18 protein-coding genes are annotated in these 14744 nt (G+C 71.1%); 12 read left to right on the top strand and 6 right to left on the bottom strand.

The genetic code is table 11. From position 1 onward, the window contains the following. Positions 1 to 41: 41 nt before the first annotated feature. Positions 42 to 596 (top strand): CGNR zinc finger domain-containing protein, encoded by a 555-nt coding sequence (locus tag ACFC1I_RS01830; protein WP_376006172.1) that lies wholly within the window; start codon positions 42 to 44, stop codon positions 594 to 596. Here ACFC1I_RS01830 and ACFC1I_RS01825 read toward each other — a convergent pair. Next, positions 556 to 1455, bottom strand: a complete 900-nt coding sequence (locus ACFC1I_RS01825; protein WP_376006171.1) for an alpha/beta fold hydrolase — start codon at positions 1453 to 1455, stop codon at positions 556 to 558. The genes ACFC1I_RS01830 and ACFC1I_RS01825 overlap by 41 nt on opposite strands. Positions 1456 to 1543: 88 nt before the next feature. Here ACFC1I_RS01825 and ACFC1I_RS01820 point away from each other — a divergent pair, with 88 nt between their 5' ends. Next, entirely contained in the window at positions 1544 to 2275 is a 732-nt protein-coding gene (locus ACFC1I_RS01820; protein WP_376006170.1) for an exonuclease domain-containing protein, read from the top strand. A gap of 72 nt (positions 2276 to 2347) precedes the next feature. Here the strand turns inward: ACFC1I_RS01820 and ACFC1I_RS01815 are convergent, their stop codons facing one another. The 3 genes from ACFC1I_RS01815 to glgA form a co-directional block, all read right to left on the bottom strand. Then, entirely contained in the window at positions 2348 to 2602 is a 255-nt protein-coding gene (locus ACFC1I_RS01815) for a type B 50S ribosomal protein L31 (protein ID WP_045302322.1), read from the bottom strand. Between the two features lie 119 nt (positions 2603 to 2721). Continuing rightward, positions 2722 to 3507 (bottom strand): ABC transporter ATP-binding protein, encoded by a 786-nt coding sequence (locus tag ACFC1I_RS01810; RefSeq protein WP_376006169.1) that lies wholly within the window; start codon positions 3505 to 3507, stop codon positions 2722 to 2724. Between the two features lie 9 nt (positions 3508 to 3516). Further along, complete coding sequence (glgA, locus tag ACFC1I_RS01805; RefSeq protein WP_376006168.1) at positions 3517 to 4710, bottom strand: glycogen synthase; 1194 nt, start codon at positions 4708 to 4710, stop codon at positions 3517 to 3519. Positions 4711 to 4758: 48 nt separating this feature from the next. On the opposite strand from glgA, the gene ACFC1I_RS01800 reads away from it, so the two are divergent. Genes ACFC1I_RS01800 through ACFC1I_RS01790 form a run of 3 tightly spaced genes read left to right on the top strand, consistent with a single transcriptional unit; the run spans position 4759 to position 7433 of the window. Next, a complete protein-coding gene (locus tag ACFC1I_RS01800; protein ID WP_376006167.1) occupies positions 4759 to 6003 on the top strand; it encodes a glucose-1-phosphate adenylyltransferase in 1245 nt (414 codons plus the stop codon). 43 nt (positions 6004 to 6046) lie between these two features. Beyond that, positions 6047 to 6688, top strand: a complete 642-nt coding sequence (serB, locus tag ACFC1I_RS01795) for a phosphoserine phosphatase SerB (RefSeq protein WP_376006166.1) — start codon at positions 6047 to 6049, stop codon at positions 6686 to 6688. A gap of 37 nt (positions 6689 to 6725) precedes the next feature. Next, positions 6726 to 7433 (top strand): alpha/beta fold hydrolase, encoded by a 708-nt coding sequence (locus tag ACFC1I_RS01790; protein ID WP_376006165.1) that lies wholly within the window; start codon positions 6726 to 6728, stop codon positions 7431 to 7433. Positions 7434 to 7456: 23 nt separating this feature from the next. On the opposite strand, the gene fabG is transcribed toward ACFC1I_RS01790, so the two are convergent. Next, positions 7457 to 8167, bottom strand: a complete 711-nt coding sequence (fabG, locus tag ACFC1I_RS01785) for a 3-oxoacyl-ACP reductase FabG (RefSeq protein WP_376006164.1) — start codon at positions 8165 to 8167, stop codon at positions 7457 to 7459. Positions 8168 to 8292: 125 nt separating this feature from the next. Between fabG and ACFC1I_RS01780 the strand changes: the two genes are divergently transcribed. From ACFC1I_RS01780 to ACFC1I_RS01765, 4 genes are all read left to right on the top strand, one after another. Beyond that, entirely contained in the window at positions 8293 to 8766 is a 474-nt protein-coding gene (locus ACFC1I_RS01780; RefSeq protein WP_376006163.1) for a DUF4190 domain-containing protein, read from the top strand. 68 nt (positions 8767 to 8834) lie between these two features. Then, positions 8835 to 9266 (top strand): DUF3099 domain-containing protein, encoded by a 432-nt coding sequence (locus ACFC1I_RS01775; protein ID WP_376006162.1) that lies wholly within the window; start codon positions 8835 to 8837, stop codon positions 9264 to 9266. After that, entirely contained in the window at positions 9263 to 9493 is a 231-nt protein-coding gene (locus ACFC1I_RS01770) for a hypothetical protein (RefSeq protein WP_376006161.1), read from the top strand. The genes ACFC1I_RS01775 and ACFC1I_RS01770 overlap by 4 nt, the downstream gene beginning before the upstream one ends. Next, positions 9490 to 10383: an SURF1 family protein gene (locus tag ACFC1I_RS01765; protein WP_376006160.1), complete on the top strand. Its 894-nt coding sequence runs from the start codon at positions 9490 to 9492 to the stop codon at positions 10381 to 10383. The genes ACFC1I_RS01770 and ACFC1I_RS01765 overlap by 4 nt, the downstream gene beginning before the upstream one ends. A gap of 40 nt (positions 10384 to 10423) precedes the next feature. On the opposite strand, the gene abc-f is transcribed toward ACFC1I_RS01765, so the two are convergent. Further along, the gene (gene abc-f, locus ACFC1I_RS01760; RefSeq protein ID WP_376006159.1) at positions 10424 to 12022 is read right to left on the bottom strand and encodes a ribosomal protection-like ABC-F family protein; all 1599 of its coding nucleotides are present in this window, start codon (positions 12020 to 12022) and stop codon (positions 10424 to 10426) included. A 166-nt stretch (positions 12023 to 12188) separates the two neighbouring features. Here abc-f and ACFC1I_RS01755 point away from each other — a divergent pair, with 166 nt between their 5' ends. Genes ACFC1I_RS01755 through ACFC1I_RS01745 form a run of 3 tightly spaced genes read left to right on the top strand, consistent with a single transcriptional unit; the run spans position 12189 to position 14742 of the window. Next, positions 12189 to 12797 (top strand): DedA family protein, encoded by a 609-nt coding sequence (locus ACFC1I_RS01755; protein ID WP_376006158.1) that lies wholly within the window; start codon positions 12189 to 12191, stop codon positions 12795 to 12797. Positions 12798 to 12823: 26 nt separating this feature from the next. Next, positions 12824 to 14074 (top strand): histidine kinase, encoded by a 1251-nt coding sequence (locus ACFC1I_RS01750; RefSeq protein WP_376006157.1) that lies wholly within the window; start codon positions 12824 to 12826, stop codon positions 14072 to 14074. Continuing rightward, complete coding sequence (locus ACFC1I_RS01745) at positions 14071 to 14742, top strand: response regulator (RefSeq protein ID WP_376006156.1); 672 nt, start codon at positions 14071 to 14073, stop codon at positions 14740 to 14742. Before ACFC1I_RS01750 ends, ACFC1I_RS01745 begins: the two co-directional genes overlap by 4 nt. Positions 14743 to 14744: the final 2 nt, after the last annotated feature.

The raw sequence follows: 14744 nt of genomic DNA, 5'->3' as shown, positions 1-14744 counted from the left end.
TACACTGGTGACAGCAGCCGAGCGGGATGTCAGGAGTCAACGTGATTTTCATTCATGACACGGAGCAGAATCTGCGGGCCGCGTCGTACCTCGTCAACACGCTGCCCGGCTACGACGACGAAGACACCCTGATCACGCTCGAGGACTTCGACGACTACCTGCGGATCAACCCCTACACGGGCACCATCCGCCGCGACGACGCGGAGCTCGCCGCCCTCCGCGCCGTGCGTCCGCGGCTGCACCAGCTGTGGGAGGTCGACCGCGACGGCGCGGTGCCGCTCGTCAACGAGATGCTGCGCGACGGCGAGGCGCTCCCCCGCCTCGTGAGCCACGACGGCTTCGACTGGCACATCCACGCCACCAGCGACGACGCCCCGCTCGCCACGCGCGTGCTCGTCGAGGCCGCCCTCGCCTTCGTCGACGTGATCCGCGCCGGCGAGTACGACCGCGTGCGCATCTGCGCCGCCGACGACTGCGACGGCGTGTACGTCGACTTCTCGAAGAACGGCTCGAAGCGCTACTGCGACACCGGCAACTGCGGCAACCGCATGAACGTCAACGCGTACCGGCGTCGGAAGGCGCGAGAAACCGCGTGATCGCGTCGGCGGCGGCCGCCGGCGTCTCGTAGTGGATCAGGTGGCCGACGTCGGGGATCTCGACCAGCTCCGCGCGCGGGAACAGCGTCGCGAGCGTGCGCTCCGCCTCGATCGGCGTGATGTCGTCCCTGACCGCGGCGACCAGCAGCGTCGGCTGCGCGATGTTCGGCGCGAAGGCGCGCACGTCGTTCGACACCGACGCGACGAAGGCGTCGTGCAGCACATCGCGGTCGGCGAAGCGCGAGAAGTACGTGTCGTGCTGATCGTGCACGAAGCGACGGATGCTGCTGTCCTTGGTCTTCGCCATCGACACGCTCATGACCCGCACGATGAGGCCGTTGCGCAGCAGCGCCTCCCCGAGCGGCTTCGGCAGCTTCGCGCCCGCCCAGTAGTAGAACACCGCGAGCCGCGTGAGGATGCCGCGGGGGCCCTCGAGCGCGGGAGCCCCGATCGGGTTCACCAGGATCACGCGCGGGGTCTCGAGGCCGCCGGCGACGGCCGACGCGACGACGATCGAGCCGAACGAGTGGCCGAGGATCACGGCGCCCGGGGCGACGGCCGCAGCGAACGCGCGGAGCCATTCGGCATACAGGTCGAGGTCGTGCGTGCGCTTGGGGATGGGCGCCGTCTCGCCGAAGCCGGGCAGGTCGGGCGAGATCACCCGCACGCCCGGCAGGTGCGCGACGACAGGCTCCAGCCCATGGTGCTCCCCACGGAAGCCGTGCACGGCGACGATCGTCGCCTGCGCGTCGGCAGGCCCGTACGCCCAGTAGGCCGTCGTGCCGCCGAGGACGGCGACCTCGCGTCGCTCGACCGGGATCTCGTCGAGGAGCGGGGCGTACGGGTTGGGCGCTGTCACCCGTCGAGTCTACGAGGACTCCCCCGGCAGCGGCTGCGCGCGGAGCGCCTCCGGCCGGATGTCGGAGGCGGCGCATACCGTGAACGGCATGAGCCGCCCGCATCCCGAACAGCTGCCGCTGTGGGATATGCCGGACTGGGTGCGCATGGTCGGCGTCTTCGACCTCGAGACCACCGGCATCGACGTCACCGCGGACCGCATCGTGACAGCCCACGTCGGATTGCTGGATGCCTCGGGGCACGTGATCCGCGCACGCGACTGGCTCGCCGACCCGGGCGTCGAGATCCCCGAGGGCGCGAGTGCGATCCACGGCATCTCGACCGCACACGCGCGCGACAACGGCCGGCCGGCAGCGGAGGTCGTCGCCGAGGTGGTCGTCGCGGTGAGCGCGCTCCTCGACGCCGGCATCCCCGTCGTCGCCTACAACGCGCCGTTCGACTTCTCACTGCTGAAGTACGAGTCGCTGCGGCACGGGATCGCGCCGATCGAGAGCCCGTCGCCGGTCATCGACCCCCTGGTGGTCGACAAGGCGTACGACCGCTGGCGCAAGGGCAAGCGCACCCTCGAGGTCGTCGCGGCCCACTACGCCGTGCGGCTGGACGCGGCGCACGAGGCGTCGGCCGACGCCGTCGCGGCCGGCCGCGTCGCCCAGGCCCTCGCCGAGCGCTTCGCGCCGTGGCTGCCCGAGACCGTGCACGAGCTGCACACCCGACAGATCGGCTGGGCGCGCGCCCAGGCCGAGAGCCTCACCGAGTACTTCGTCCGCATCGGGCGGATCGACCCCGACGACCGGCTCGACGGCCGCTGGCCGATCCGCTGAGCCTCGCCGTTCGGCGCGGCGTCCCGGAAACGCAGAAAGCCCCGCCGAAGCGGGGCCTTCCGGGGTGGCTGCTTACTTGGAGCCGCCGAAGTTCTTGAAGCGCTGGTTGAACTTCTCGACACGACCGGCCGAGTCCATGATGCGCTGCTTGCCCGTGTAGAACGGGTGCGAGGCCGACGAGATCTCGACGTCGATGACGGGGTACTCGACGCCGTCGAGCTCGATCGTCTTGTCGCTGGTCACCGTCGAGCGGGTGAGGAACGTCTCGCCCGAGCCGAGGTCACGGAACACGACGGCCTGGTAGTCCGGGTGGAGGTCAGTCTTCATGATGGTCCTTTGAGGATGGTGCCCTGGATTTTGCCAGGGCGTCAAAGTCTGGGTGCGAATGCACCAAAGAGAGATTCTACCAGCCTCCGGCGCGGACACCGAACCGGCCGGTCCGGGGCCTAGTGCGCGGCGCGGGCCGCGTAGCGGCCGCCCTCCTCGCTGAGGCGGATCGGCACGCCGAACGTGTCGGTCAGCGCCTCGGCGGTGAGGGTCTCGCGGATGGGCCCGGATGCCACGGCCTGGCCGTCGCGCAGCAGCAGCACGTGCGTGAACCCGATGGGGATCTCTTCGACGTGGTGCGTGACCATGATCATCGCGGGCGTCGTCGGCGCCTGCGCGTAGCCGCTCAGGAGGATCAGGAGCTCTTCACGGGCGCCGAGGTCGAGGCTCGCGGTCGGCTCGTCGAGGAGCAGCAGCTCGGGGTCGGTCATGACGGCGCGCGCGATCTGCACGCGCTTCTGCTCGCCGTCGCTGAGGGTGCCGAACGTGCGGTCGGCGAGGTGGTCGAGCTTCCACTCGGCGAGCACGCGCAGCGCGCGGCGCTCGTCGATGTCTTCGTAGTCCTCGCGCCAGCGGCCGAGCACCGAGTACGCCGCCGTCAGCACGACGTTGAGCACCGTCTCCTCCGGCGGCACGCGGCGCGCCATCGCCGAGGAGGCGAACCCGATCCGGGGCCGCAGCTCGAAGACGTCGGTGCGGCCGAGGCGCTCACCGAGGATGGTCACGACGCCCGACGTCGGGTGCAGCAGCGTGTCGGCCATCTGGAGCACGGTCGTCTTGCCGGCGCCGTTGGGTCCGAGGACCACCCAGCGCTCGTCGTCGTTGATCGTCCAGTTGAGGTGGTCGACGATGTTCCGGGCGTTTCGGCGGACGACGACGTCGGAGAACTCGAGCACCTGGGGCATGCTGACAGCCTATCGGCCGCCGGCGGCCACCTCCGCGTACAGGGCCGCCGTCTGATCGGCGATGCGCTGCCAGCTGAAGTCCTCGGTCGCCCGCTTCCTGCCGGCCGCGCCGTAGGCGCGCGCACGCTCCGGATCGCTCACCACCTCGGTGAGCACGCGGGCGAGATCCGACACGTACTGCTCGGGGTCTGTCGGGGTGCCCGTGCCGTCCTGGACCTGCTCGATCGGCACCAGGCGGCCGGTGACGCCGTCGAGGACGACCTCGGGGATGCCGCCTGTCGCGGTGCCGACGACGGCGGCGCCGCACGCCATGGCTTCGAGGTTCACGATGCCGAGCGGCTCGTAGACCGACGGACAGACGAAGGTCGTCGCCGCACTCAGGATCGTGCACAGCTCGTGGCGTGACAGCATCCGATCCAGCCACACCACCCCCTCGCGCGTCTCCTGCAGCCCGCGCACGAGCCCTTCGACCTCGGCCATGATCTGCGGGGTGTCGGGCGCGCCGGCGGCGAGGATCACCTGCACGTCGGCGGGGAGGCGCTCGGCGGCGCGGAGGAAGTACGGCAGGCCCTTCTGCCGGGTGATGCGGCCGACGAAGACCACCGACGGCTTCGCCGGGTCGATCCCGAGCTCCGCCAGGAGGGCCGGGTCCTCGACGGGATGCCACGCCTCGACGTCGATGCCGTTGTAGATGACGCGCACGCGCTCGGGGTCCAGCGACGGGTAGCTGCGCAGGATGTCTTCCCGCATGCCGTTGCTCACCGCGACGATGGCCGCGGCGCCCTCGTACGCCGACTTCTCGATCCAGCTCGACACGGCGTAGCCGCCGCCGAGCTGCTCAGCCTTCCAGGGACGCAGGGGCTCGAGGCTGTGGGCGGTGACGATGTGCGGGATCCCGTGAAGGAGCGCCGCGAGGTGCCCGGCGAAGTTCGCGTACCAGGTGTGGCTGTGCACGACGTCGGCGCCGGCGACGTCCGTCACGATCTCGAGATCCGTGCCGAGCGTCTGCACCGCGGCGTTGGCGCCGGCGAGCTCCCCCGGCACCGAGTACGACGTCGTGCCCTCCTCGTCGCGCGCCGCGCCGAAGGCGCGCACCCGGACGTCGATGCTCGCGCGGAGCGCCTTGACGAGCTCCGTCACGTGCACACCGGCACCGCCGTAGATCTCCGGCGGGTACTCCTTGGTGACGATGTCGACTCGCATGTGTCGAACGCTAGTACACGGGCCGGAACGCGTCATAGTGTGGGTCGCATGCCAGCTGCACCCAAGGTCTTCGGAATCATCCTCGCCGGCGGCGAAGGGAAGCGGCTGATGCCGTTGACCGCGGATCGCGCCAAGCCCGCCGTCCCGTTCGGAGGCCAGTACCGGCTCATCGACTTCGCGATCTCGAACCTGATCAACTCGGGTCTGAGACAGGTCGTGGTGCTGACGCAGTACAAGTCCCACAGTCTCGACCGTCACATCTCGCAGACGTGGCGGATGTCGGCGCTCCTCGACTCCTACGTGACGTCCGTCCCCGCGCAGCAGCGCCTCGGCAAGCGGTGGTTCTCGGGCTCGGCCGACGCGATCCTGCAGAGCCTCAACCTCATCAACGACGAGCAGCCCGACATCGTCGTCGTGATCGGCGCCGATCACGTCTACCGCATGGACTTCCGGCAGATGCTCGCCGCCCACATCGAATCCGGTGCGCGGGCCACGGTCGCCGGCATCCGTCAGCCGATCTCGCTGGCGAACCAGTTCGGCGTCATCGACGTCGACCCCGAGGATCCGGTGCGCATCCGCGAGTTCCTCGAGAAGCCGCAGAACGCGGTCGGCCTCGCCGACGCGCCGAACCAGGTGCTCGCCTCGATGGGCAACTACATCTTCGACACCGACGCGCTCATCGAGGCCGTCGAGTCCGACGGCGAGCTGCCGACGTCGAACCACGACATGGGCGGCGACATCATCCCCTACTTCGTGGACCGCGGCGAGGCCGGCGTCTACGACATGAACCGCAACGACGTGCCGGGGTCGACCGACCGCGACCGCTACTACTGGCGCGACGTCGGAACCATCGACTCGTTCTTCGACGCGCACCGCGACCTCATCTCGACGCTGCCGGTGTTCAACCTGTACAACATGGACTGGCCGATCCACTCGCAGGCGGTCAACTCCCCGCCCGCGAAGTTCGTGCGCGACTCGGTCGGCCGCATCGGCAACGCGATCGACTCGATCGTCTCGCTCGGGTCGGTCCTCTCGGGTACGCACCTCGAGCGCAGCGTCGTCGGGCCGTGGACGCTCGCCGGGGGCGGCTCGACGATCACCGACTCGGTGCTCTTCGACCACGTGCACGTCGGCGCGGGCGCGCGGGTCCACCGGGCGATCCTCGACAAGAACGTCGTCCTCGAGGACGGCGCGACCGTGGGCGTCGACCGCGACAAGGACCTCGCGCGCGGCTTCACGATCACCGACAGCGGCATCACCGTCGTCGGCAAGGGCTTCCGCGTCGAGCGCTGACACACGGCCGGGGGCGGTCTCCGGGTGCGGCTAGCGTGGGAGCATGCCCGCAGCTCCCGCCCGCTTCCTCGTCGTGCTCGACGCCGACTCCACGCTCATCCGCAACGAGGTCATCGAGCTCATCGCCGATGAGGCGGGGCGCGGCGCCGAGGTCGCCGCGGCGACGGAGGCCGCGATGCGGGGCGAGGTCGACTTCGCGACGAGCCTTCGTTCGCGCGTCGAGGCCCTCGAGGGCGTGCCGGTGGCCGCGTTCGCGCGCGTGCTCGCGCGCATCGAGCCGACGCAGGGCGTACGCGAGCTCATCTCCGCCGTGCACGAGCGCGGCGGCGCGGTGGGGGTCGTGTCGGGCGGGTTCCACGAGATCCTCGACACGGTGGCTCCCGACCTCGGCGTCGACGTCTGGCGCGCCAACCGGCTCGCGACGGCCGACGGCGTGCTGAGCGGCACGGTCGACGGCGGGATCGTGGATGCCGCGGGCAAGGCGTCCGCCCTCCGCGAATGGGCCGACGAGCGAGGCGTTCCCCTCACCCGCACTCTCGCCATCGGCGACGGTGCGAACGACCTCGAGATGATGGCGGTGGCGGGACTCGGCGTCGCCTTCAACGCGAAGCCCGCCGTGCGCGAGCGCGCCGACGTCGTCGTCGGCCCCGTCGATCTCGCCGAGGTCATCGCGCTGCTGCCGTGACTTCCGGATGTCCGACGCCCTGGCTAGCGTCGGACCTATGCACATCGTTCTCGTTCCCGGCCTGTGGCTCGACGCGTCCTCCTGGGGCGAGGTGACTCCGGCGCTCGAAGCGGCCGGGCACCGTACCCACCCGCTGACGATGCCGGGGGTCGGTGCACCGGCCACCGAGAGCCGCGACATCGGCATGGCCGAGTGGGTAGACGCGACAGTGGCGGTGATCGACCGGCTGGACGGCGAGATCGCGCTGGTCGGTCACTCCGGTGGTGGCAACGTCGTCTACGGTGCCCTCGACGCACGCCCTGATCGCATCGCGCACATCGTCTTCCTCGACACCTTCCCGCAGGGGGACGGCGGCTCGATCTCCGAGCTCCCGGTCGTCGACGGGGTGGTGCCCTTCCCCGGGTGGGAGTTCTTCGACGACGAAGAGGTCGGCGATCTCGATCCGCAGACGCGGGCCGACGCCGCGGCGCGCACCGCCTCGGTGCCCGAGCGCATCCCCACCGATCCGCTGCGGCTCGCCGACGACAGACGGCGCTCGGTTCCCATGACCATGATCACCGGCACCATGCCCGAGGCGCAGATCCGTCAGATCATCGCTGCCGCACCGGACTGGGCTGCCGAACTCGTGGCCGTCGAGGACCTCCGGATCATCCAGCTCAACAGCGAGGGTGAGCCCACGGGCCACTGGCCCCAGTTCTCGCAGCCGGGCGCCGTCGCCGAGGCGATCCTGCGGGCGATCGGCTGACCCGCCGAGGTGACGCCTGCGGGTCAGTGCCCCATGCCGAGGCCGCCGTCGACGGGGATCACGGCGCCCGAGATGTAGGCGGCGTCGTCCGACGAGATCCAGGTGACGACGCCCGCCACCTCGTCGGGCGAGGCGAAGCGCCCGGCGGGGATGTTCTTCTTGTACTCGGCCTGCGTGTCGTCAGAGAGTTCGGCCGTCATGTCGGTCTCGATGAAGCCGGGCGCCACGACGTTCGCCGTGATGCCGCGGGCGCCGAGCTCGCGCGTGAGCGAACGGGCGAAGCCGACGAGCGCGCTCTTCGAGGCGGCGTAGTTGATCTGCCCGGCGGAGCCGTAGAGCCCCACCACGCTCGAGATCAGCACGACGCGACCCCAGCGCGCGCGCAGCATGCCCTTGGAGGCGCGCTTGACGACGCGGAACGCGCCGCCGAGGTTGGTGGAGACGACGCTGTCGAAGTCGTCTTCGGTCATGCGCAGCAGCAGGGTGTCCTTGGTGATGCCGGCGTTGGCGACGACGATCTCGACCGGGCCAAGGGTGTTCTCGACCTCGGTGAACGCCGCGTCGACGGCCGCAGCATCCGTCACATCCGCACGCACCGTGAGCGTGCCTTCGGGACCCTCGCCGGAGCGTGCGGTGACGGCGACCTTGTAGCCCTCGGCGACGAAGCGCTCCGCGATGGCGCGGCCGATGCCGCGGTTTCCGCCGGTGACGAGGACGACGCGATCGGTGGACATGGTGGCACTCCCGGGGTTGTGGCGGATCCGCACCAGCCTACCGGCGCGGCCACGATCGGCTCGTCTGTTTGACACCCCCCTGCGCCGCTGGGAGCCTGGTCCCAGACATCGAAGAAAGGCCGCCCGTGAGCGACAACACCCCGCAGAACCCCGCACCGGAGCCGGGCGCGTACCCGCCGCCCGCCCAGGGCGCGTATCCCCCGCCGGCTTACGGCGCACCCGCCGCCCCGCCCGCGTACGACAACGCTCCCGCGTACGGCGCGCCGCCCGCCTACGGCGCCGCCCCGGCGTACGGTGCGGCTCCCGGCTACGGCTACGGCGCACCCGCGAAGACCAACACCCTCGCGATCGTGTCGCTCATCGCGTCGATCTCGAGCTTCGTGATCCTCCCGTTCATCGGCTCGGTCGTGGGCGTGATCACCGGCCACATGTCGCTCAACCAGCTCAAGACGAGCGGCGAGCAGGGACGCGGCATGGCGCTCGCGGGCACCATCGTCGGGTGGGTCGGCCTGGGCCTGTCGATCCTCGGCATCATCGCGGCGATCCTGTTCTTCTCGCTGTTCGTGGCGGCCTACCAGTCGTACGGCTCGTACTCCTGAATCGCGTCGCCCCGGGACCCGTTCCCGGGGCCGATCGCGCGGTGCAACCGGCGTACCCTGGAAGTACCGTGAAGAGTTCGAGCCACGCCCCGTCGGCGACATCCCTGCCGCGTTCCCCGCGCGACGATGTCGACGCGCGCTCGACGCGGTATCTGATCACGATGGGCATCCGCGTCGCGTGCTTCATCCTCATGGTGGTCATCACTCCGTACGGCTGGTACACGTGGCTCTTCGGCGCCGCGGCGATCTTCCTGCCGTACATCGCCGTCGTCTCGGCGAACGTCGGGCAGGAGGCGCGACGCAACCGCCGCGAAGACCCGGAGCCCGCTCTTCCGGCCACGCCGTCGACCGCGGCCGCGAGCGACACGCAGGTGATCCGCATCGAAGAGACGCGGGCACTCGCCGGCGAAGAGGCGCGGAGCGACGAGGCGCAGCCCGGTGAGGCGCGGCCCGGCGACGAACTGCCGCGCACCGACGACGAGGCGGACCCCACCGCATGAGCGACGCCCGACCCGCGCAGGTCGCCGACGCGGTCTGCTCGCGCGCAGGATGCCGCGCCGCGGCGCAGTGGCGCATCGACTGGCGCAATCCCCGCATCCACGCGGAGGATCGCCGCAAGACCTGGGTCGCGTGCGACGAGCACGTCGGCTATCTCCGCGAATTCCTCGCCGCCCGGGACTTCCCGGTGTCGGTCGCTCCCCTCGCCCCCACGGAGGCCGCCCGATGAGCCCCCGCGCCGTCAGCATGCAGAACCTGCCCCGCGCGGGCAGATGGGCGATCTACGTCGCCCTCGCGGTGGTCTTCGCCATCGCGTGCGCGTTCCTGTCGAACTGGCAGTTCACCCGCAATCAGGAGCGATCGGGGCAGCTCGCGCTCGTCGACGCGAACTACGACGCGACGCCGGTGCCGCTCGCCGACCTCATCCCCGCCGACGGCACGTTCTCACCCGAGGACGAATGGCACCCGGTGGTCCTCACGGGCACCTATCTGGCGGACGAGCAACTCCTGGTGCGCAATCGGCCGCACGGCGGGACGTCCGCGTTCGAGGTGCTGGTCCCCTTCCGCCTCGACGACGGCCGCGTGTTGCTGGTCGACCGCGGCTGGGTCGCTCCGGGCAGGGACCAGCCCGACCCCGACGCGATCCCCGCTCCCCCGTCCGGCGAGGCGACCGTGATCGTGCGCCTGCGCCCCGGCGAGCCGCTGCCGTCGTCGGGCCGCTCGGCTCCCGAGGGCCAGGTGCCCACGATCAACCTCGGTCTCGTCGCCGACTCGGTGCCGGCCGCCACGGGCGACGCGCTCGAGCAGAGCGCCTACGGCGTCATGATGTCGGAGGACCCGGCGCCCGAGGCGGCGCCGGCCGGGCTCGAGCCGCCGTCGGACGACCCCGGTCCCCACCTCTCGTACGCCATCCAGTGGATCCTGTTCGCCGTGATGGGCTTCGTCTTCATCGGCTACGTCATCCGCACCGAGCGCCGTCATCGCCGCGAGGACGCCGAGGACGCGCGGGCGGAGGACGGCGGAACGGATGCTGCGGCCCCCGCACCGTCGGCGCCGCGCCGCCGACGCGACCGCGACGCCGAAGACGAAGACGCGCTGCTCGACGCCGCCGGGCGCTGACGCGGACTCGTCCGGGCGCTGTCCCGGAGCCGACGTCTGCTTACGCGAGCGCGACGAGGTCCGCGTAGTCGCGACCCCAGATGTCTTCGACGCCGTCGGGGAGGATGAGCACGCGCTCGGGGTTGAGCGCGTGCACGGCGCCCTCGTCGTGCGAGACCAGCACCACGGCGCCCTCGTAGTGCGCGAGCGCGCCGAGGATCTCTTCGCGCGAGGCGGGGTCGAGGTTGTTCGTGGGCTCGTCGAGCAGCAGCATGTTCGCCGACGACACCACCAGGGTCGCAAGCGACAGGCGCGTCTTCTCGCCGCCCGAGAGCACGCCGGCCGGCTTGAGCACGTCGTCGCCCGTGAACAGGAACGACCCGAGCACCTTGCGCGCCTCGGTCGCCGTGATGTCGGGCGCCGCCGACATCATGTTCTCGAGCACCGAGCGCGAGACGTCGAGGTTCTCGTGCTCCTGGGCGTAGTAGCCGATCTTGAGGCCGTGCCCGGGCTCGAGCTGCCCGGTGTCAGGCTGGTCGACGCCCGCGAGGATACGCAGCAGCGTCGTCTTGCCGGCACCGTTGAGGCCGAGGATGACGACCTTCGAGCCGCGGTCGATCGCGAGGTCGACGTCGGTGAAGATCTCGAGCGAGCCGTACGACTTCGACAGCCCGGACGCCATGAGCGGCGTCTTGCCGCAGGGGGCGGGCTTCGGGAAGCGCAGCTTCGCGACGCGCTCCTCCTGGCGCACCTCGTCGAGGCCGGCCAGCATCTTCTCGGCGCGCGCCACCATCTGGTGCGCGGCCGCGGCCTTCGACGCCTTCGCCCCGAACCGGGCGGCCTGCTGCTGCAGCACGGTCGCCTTCTTCTCGACGTTGGCGCGCTCCTTCTTGCGGCGCTCCTCGTCGGCCACCCGCTGGCGCAGGTAGTTCTTCCAGTTCATGTTGTAGACGTCGATGACCTGGCGGTTCGCGTCGAGGTAGAACACGCGGTTCACGGTCTCGCCGACGAGCTCGACGTCGTGCGAGATCACGATCAGCCCGCCCTTGTAGCCCTTGAGGAACTCGCGCAGCCACACGACGCTGTCGGCGTCGAGGTGGTTGGTGGGCTCGTCGAGGATCATCGTCTGCGCGTCCGAGAACAGGATGCGCGCGAGCTCGATGCGGCGGCGCTGACCGCCCGACAGCGTCTTGAGCGGCTGGTCGAGGATGCGGTCCGGCAGCGACAGGTTGTGCGCGATCGACGCCGCCTCGGCCTCGGCCGCGTAGCCGCCGAGCGCCTCGAAGCGCTCCGTCAGGTTGGCGTACTTGCGCATCGCCTTCGCGGCGACGGCCTCGTCGCCGTCGGCCATCGCGAGGGAGGCCTCGTGCATGCCGATCGCGAGCGTGCCCAGCCCGCGGGCGTCGAGGATGCGCGTGCGTGCCAGCATCTCGGGGTCGCCGGAGCGCGGGTCCTGCGGCAGATACCCGAGCTCGCCGGAGCGCTCGACCTTGCCGTCGGCGGGGATGAGGTCGCCGGCGAGCACTTTGGTCAGCGTCGTCTTTCCGGCGCCGTTGCGGCCGACGAGGCCGATCTTGTCGCCGTCCGACACGCGGAAGGAGACGTCCGACATGAGCACGCGGGCGCCCACGCGGATCTCGAGGTCGTGCACGGCGAGCACAGCGGAAGTCCGATCCGTCGATGGAGATGGGGAGGTGGCCGAACGGCCAGCCTCCCAGTATACGGGGCACCCCTGGACCGGCTTCGACCGAATACCTCCGCAGAGGGAGCCGGATCGATACCGCAGAGGGATGCTGCGACCCGTACCGGGTGCATACCGTTCCGGGGTGGATCTTCTCTCCGACCTCGTCCTGCAGGTTGTCTCGTCGCCGTGGCTGTACCTCGCGATGTTCGCCGTGGCGCTCATCGACGGGTTCTTCCCGCCGGTGCCGAGCGAGAGCGTGCTCGTCGCCGCGGCGGCGGTGGCAGCATCCACCGGCCGTCCCGATCTGGTCGCGCTGGGCCTCGTCGCCGCCGCGGGCGCCGCGGTCGGCGACAACATCGCGTTCGCCATCGGCAGGCGAACGGGGACCACCCGGTTCGCGTGGATGCGGCGGCCGCGCGTCGCAGGATCGTTCGCGTGGGCCGGAGCGGCTCTCGACCGGCGGGGCGCCGGACTCATCCTCGGCGCGCGGTTCATCCCGGTGGGCCGGGTCGCGGTCAACCTCTCGGCCGGCGCGCTCGCCTACCCGTGGCGGCGGTTCGCGCTGCTCAGCGTCGCCGCCGGGCTGTGCTGGGCGGCCTACAGCATCGCGATCGGACTGCTCGCGGGCGCCTGGCTGAAGGACCAGCCACTGCTCAGCGCCGGCATCGGCATCGTGTTCGCGGTGGGTCTCGGGCTGCTGGTCGACAGGCTCGTCACCGCGCGCGCCCGCCGGGTCGCCGCCTCCGTCTGAACCATGACGACTGACAGGATGACATCGTGAGCGACACCTCCTCGCCCCTGGCGACCGCATCGCGGTCCCGTCGCCGGCCGACTGCGGCGACGATCATGTTCGGTGCGCTGGCGCTCGCGGCCGTGGTGCTCTTCTCCGTCCTGGTGCCCCTGCACATCACGCTCTACCACCAGCCGGCGCCGTTCGCGTTCCTGTTCGGTGCGATGCTGTGCGCCTCCCCGGTCCTGGCCGTGCGCTTCCCCCGCTGGTCGATCGTCCTTGCCACCGTGGCGGCCGTCGCGTTGCCGCTGCCCGGCGGCCAGCCCGCTGCCCTCTGGCCGTGGCCGTGGTCAGTGCCGGCGATGCTCGCCTTCATCCTCTTCATCGGCGTGCTCGCGATCATGCACGGCTGGCGGTTCGCCCTGGCGGCCTGGCTGCTCGGCATCGGCGGGACGCTCGCCGTCGTCCTCGCGCTGGCCGCCGCCGTGCCCGTCGTCGCGGGGATCGTGAATCTCGTCATCGTCACCTCGGTGTCGGGGGCGGCTCTGCTCGTCGCGGTGCTCGTGGCCAGCCGGCTGCGGGTGGGGGCAGAGCTCACCCGCGAGCGCGAGCTCAGTGCCCTCGAGCAATCGCGGCGCGTCCTCGTCGAGGAGCGCACGCGCATCGCGCGCGAGCTGCACGACGTCGTCGCGCACGGCATGTCGCTCATCCAGGTGCAGGCGTCGACCGCGCGGTACCGCGTAGCCGGGCTCTCGGACGAAGCTGTGCGCGAGTTCGACGAGATCGCGCAGACGGCACGCGAGGGCCTCACCGAGATGCGACGACTGCTCGGAGTGCTCCGCACCGACGACCAGCAGGCCGCCCTCGCCCCGCAGCAGGGCCTCGGCGACATCCCGGATCTCGTCGAGGCGCTGCGGCGCGCCGGCGCCACGATCGACGCCGCGCTCGCCCCGGTGCCGGAGACGGTGCCGACCGCGGTCGACATCGCGGCCTTCCGCATCACGCAGGAGGCGCTGAGCAACGCGGTGCGGCACGCCCCGCACGCGCGGATCGAGCTCTCGACCGAGACGGATGCTGCGACCCTGCGCCTCGTCGTGCACAACGCCGCGACGGGCGACGCCGCCGACCCCGGCTCTTCCACCCCGCACGGGCACGGTCTGCTCGGCATGCGCGAGCGCGCTGCGCTCGTCGGCGGCCGCGTCAGCGCGGGGCCCGATCCCGACGGAGGATGGACCGTGCGCGCGGCGCTGCCCCTCGCCCCGCTCCCACCCGACCCGATGCCCGGAGGCGCCCCGTGACCATCAGTGTTCTCATCGCGGACGACCAGGCGATGGTGCGGGCGGGCTTCGCCGCCCTCCTCGATGCGCAGGACGACGTGCGCGTCGTCGGCCAGGCCGCGGACGGGAAAGAGGCGGTGACGCTGTCGGCGCGCCTCGACCCCGACGTGGTGCTGATGGACGTGCGCATGCCGGAGCTGGACGGCATCGCCGCGGCGCGGCGCATCCTCGGTCCGGACTACCCGGCCGCCCACGTGCCGCGGATCCTGATGCTCACGACGTTCGACATCGACGACTACGTGTACGACGCGCTCGAGGCGGGTGCCAGCGGGTTCCTGCTGAAGGACGCCCTTCCTGAGGACCTCGTCCACGCCGTGCGCGTCGTCGCCGCCGGTGACGCGCTCCTCGCCCCGAGTGTGACCAGGCGCATGATCGAGCACTTCGCCGCGCGCCGGCCCCGGAGCGGGCGTGCCGCCGCGTCGCTCGGCGAGCTCACCGAGCGCGAGCGCGAGGTGCTCACGCTGATCGGTCGAGGCCGCGCGAACGCCGAGATCGCCGCAGAGCTGTTCATCTCGGAGCAGACGGTGAAGACACACGTCGGCAAGGTGCTGGCGAAGCTCGGCGCCCGCGACCGCGTGCACGCCGTCATCTTCGCCTACGACGCCGGGCTGGTCGAACCGGCTCCCTGATC

Source organism: Microbacterium sp. NPDC056044, from assembly GCF_042267145.1.
Lineage (GTDB): Bacteria > Actinomycetota > Actinomycetes > Actinomycetales > Microbacteriaceae > Microbacterium.
This window is presented reverse-complemented; position numbering and strand designations above follow the sequence as displayed.

What these genes read in the sequence shown, in the direction of transcription:
- glgA (WP_376006168.1), bottom strand. Translation starts at nt 4,710, where the DNA reads ATGCGAGTCGACATCGTCACCAAGGAGTACCCGCCGGAGATCTACGGC.
- ACFC1I_RS01820 (WP_376006170.1), top strand. Translation starts at nt 1,544, where the DNA reads ATGAGCCGCCCGCATCCCGAACAGCTGCCGCTGTGGGATATGCCGGAC.
- ACFC1I_RS01770 (WP_376006161.1), top strand. Translation starts at nt 9,263, where the DNA reads ATGAGCGACGCCCGACCCGCGCAGGTCGCCGACGCGGTCTGCTCGCGC.
- ACFC1I_RS01790 (WP_376006165.1), top strand. Translation starts at nt 6,726, where the DNA reads ATGCACATCGTTCTCGTTCCCGGCCTGTGGCTCGACGCGTCCTCCTGG.
- serB (WP_376006166.1), top strand. Translation starts at nt 6,047, where the DNA reads ATGCCCGCAGCTCCCGCCCGCTTCCTCGTCGTGCTCGACGCCGACTCC.
- ACFC1I_RS01800 (WP_376006167.1), top strand. Translation starts at nt 4,759, where the DNA reads ATGCCAGCTGCACCCAAGGTCTTCGGAATCATCCTCGCCGGCGGCGAA.
- ACFC1I_RS01810 (WP_376006169.1), bottom strand. Translation starts at nt 3,507, where the DNA reads ATGCCCCAGGTGCTCGAGTTCTCCGACGTCGTCGTCCGCCGAAACGCC.
- ACFC1I_RS01765 (WP_376006160.1), top strand. Translation starts at nt 9,490, where the DNA reads ATGAGCCCCCGCGCCGTCAGCATGCAGAACCTGCCCCGCGCGGGCAGA.
- fabG (WP_376006164.1), bottom strand. Translation starts at nt 8,167, where the DNA reads ATGTCCACCGATCGCGTCGTCCTCGTCACCGGCGGAAACCGCGGCATC.
- ACFC1I_RS01815 (WP_045302322.1), bottom strand. Translation starts at nt 2,602, where the DNA reads ATGAAGACTGACCTCCACCCGGACTACCAGGCCGTCGTGTTCCGTGAC.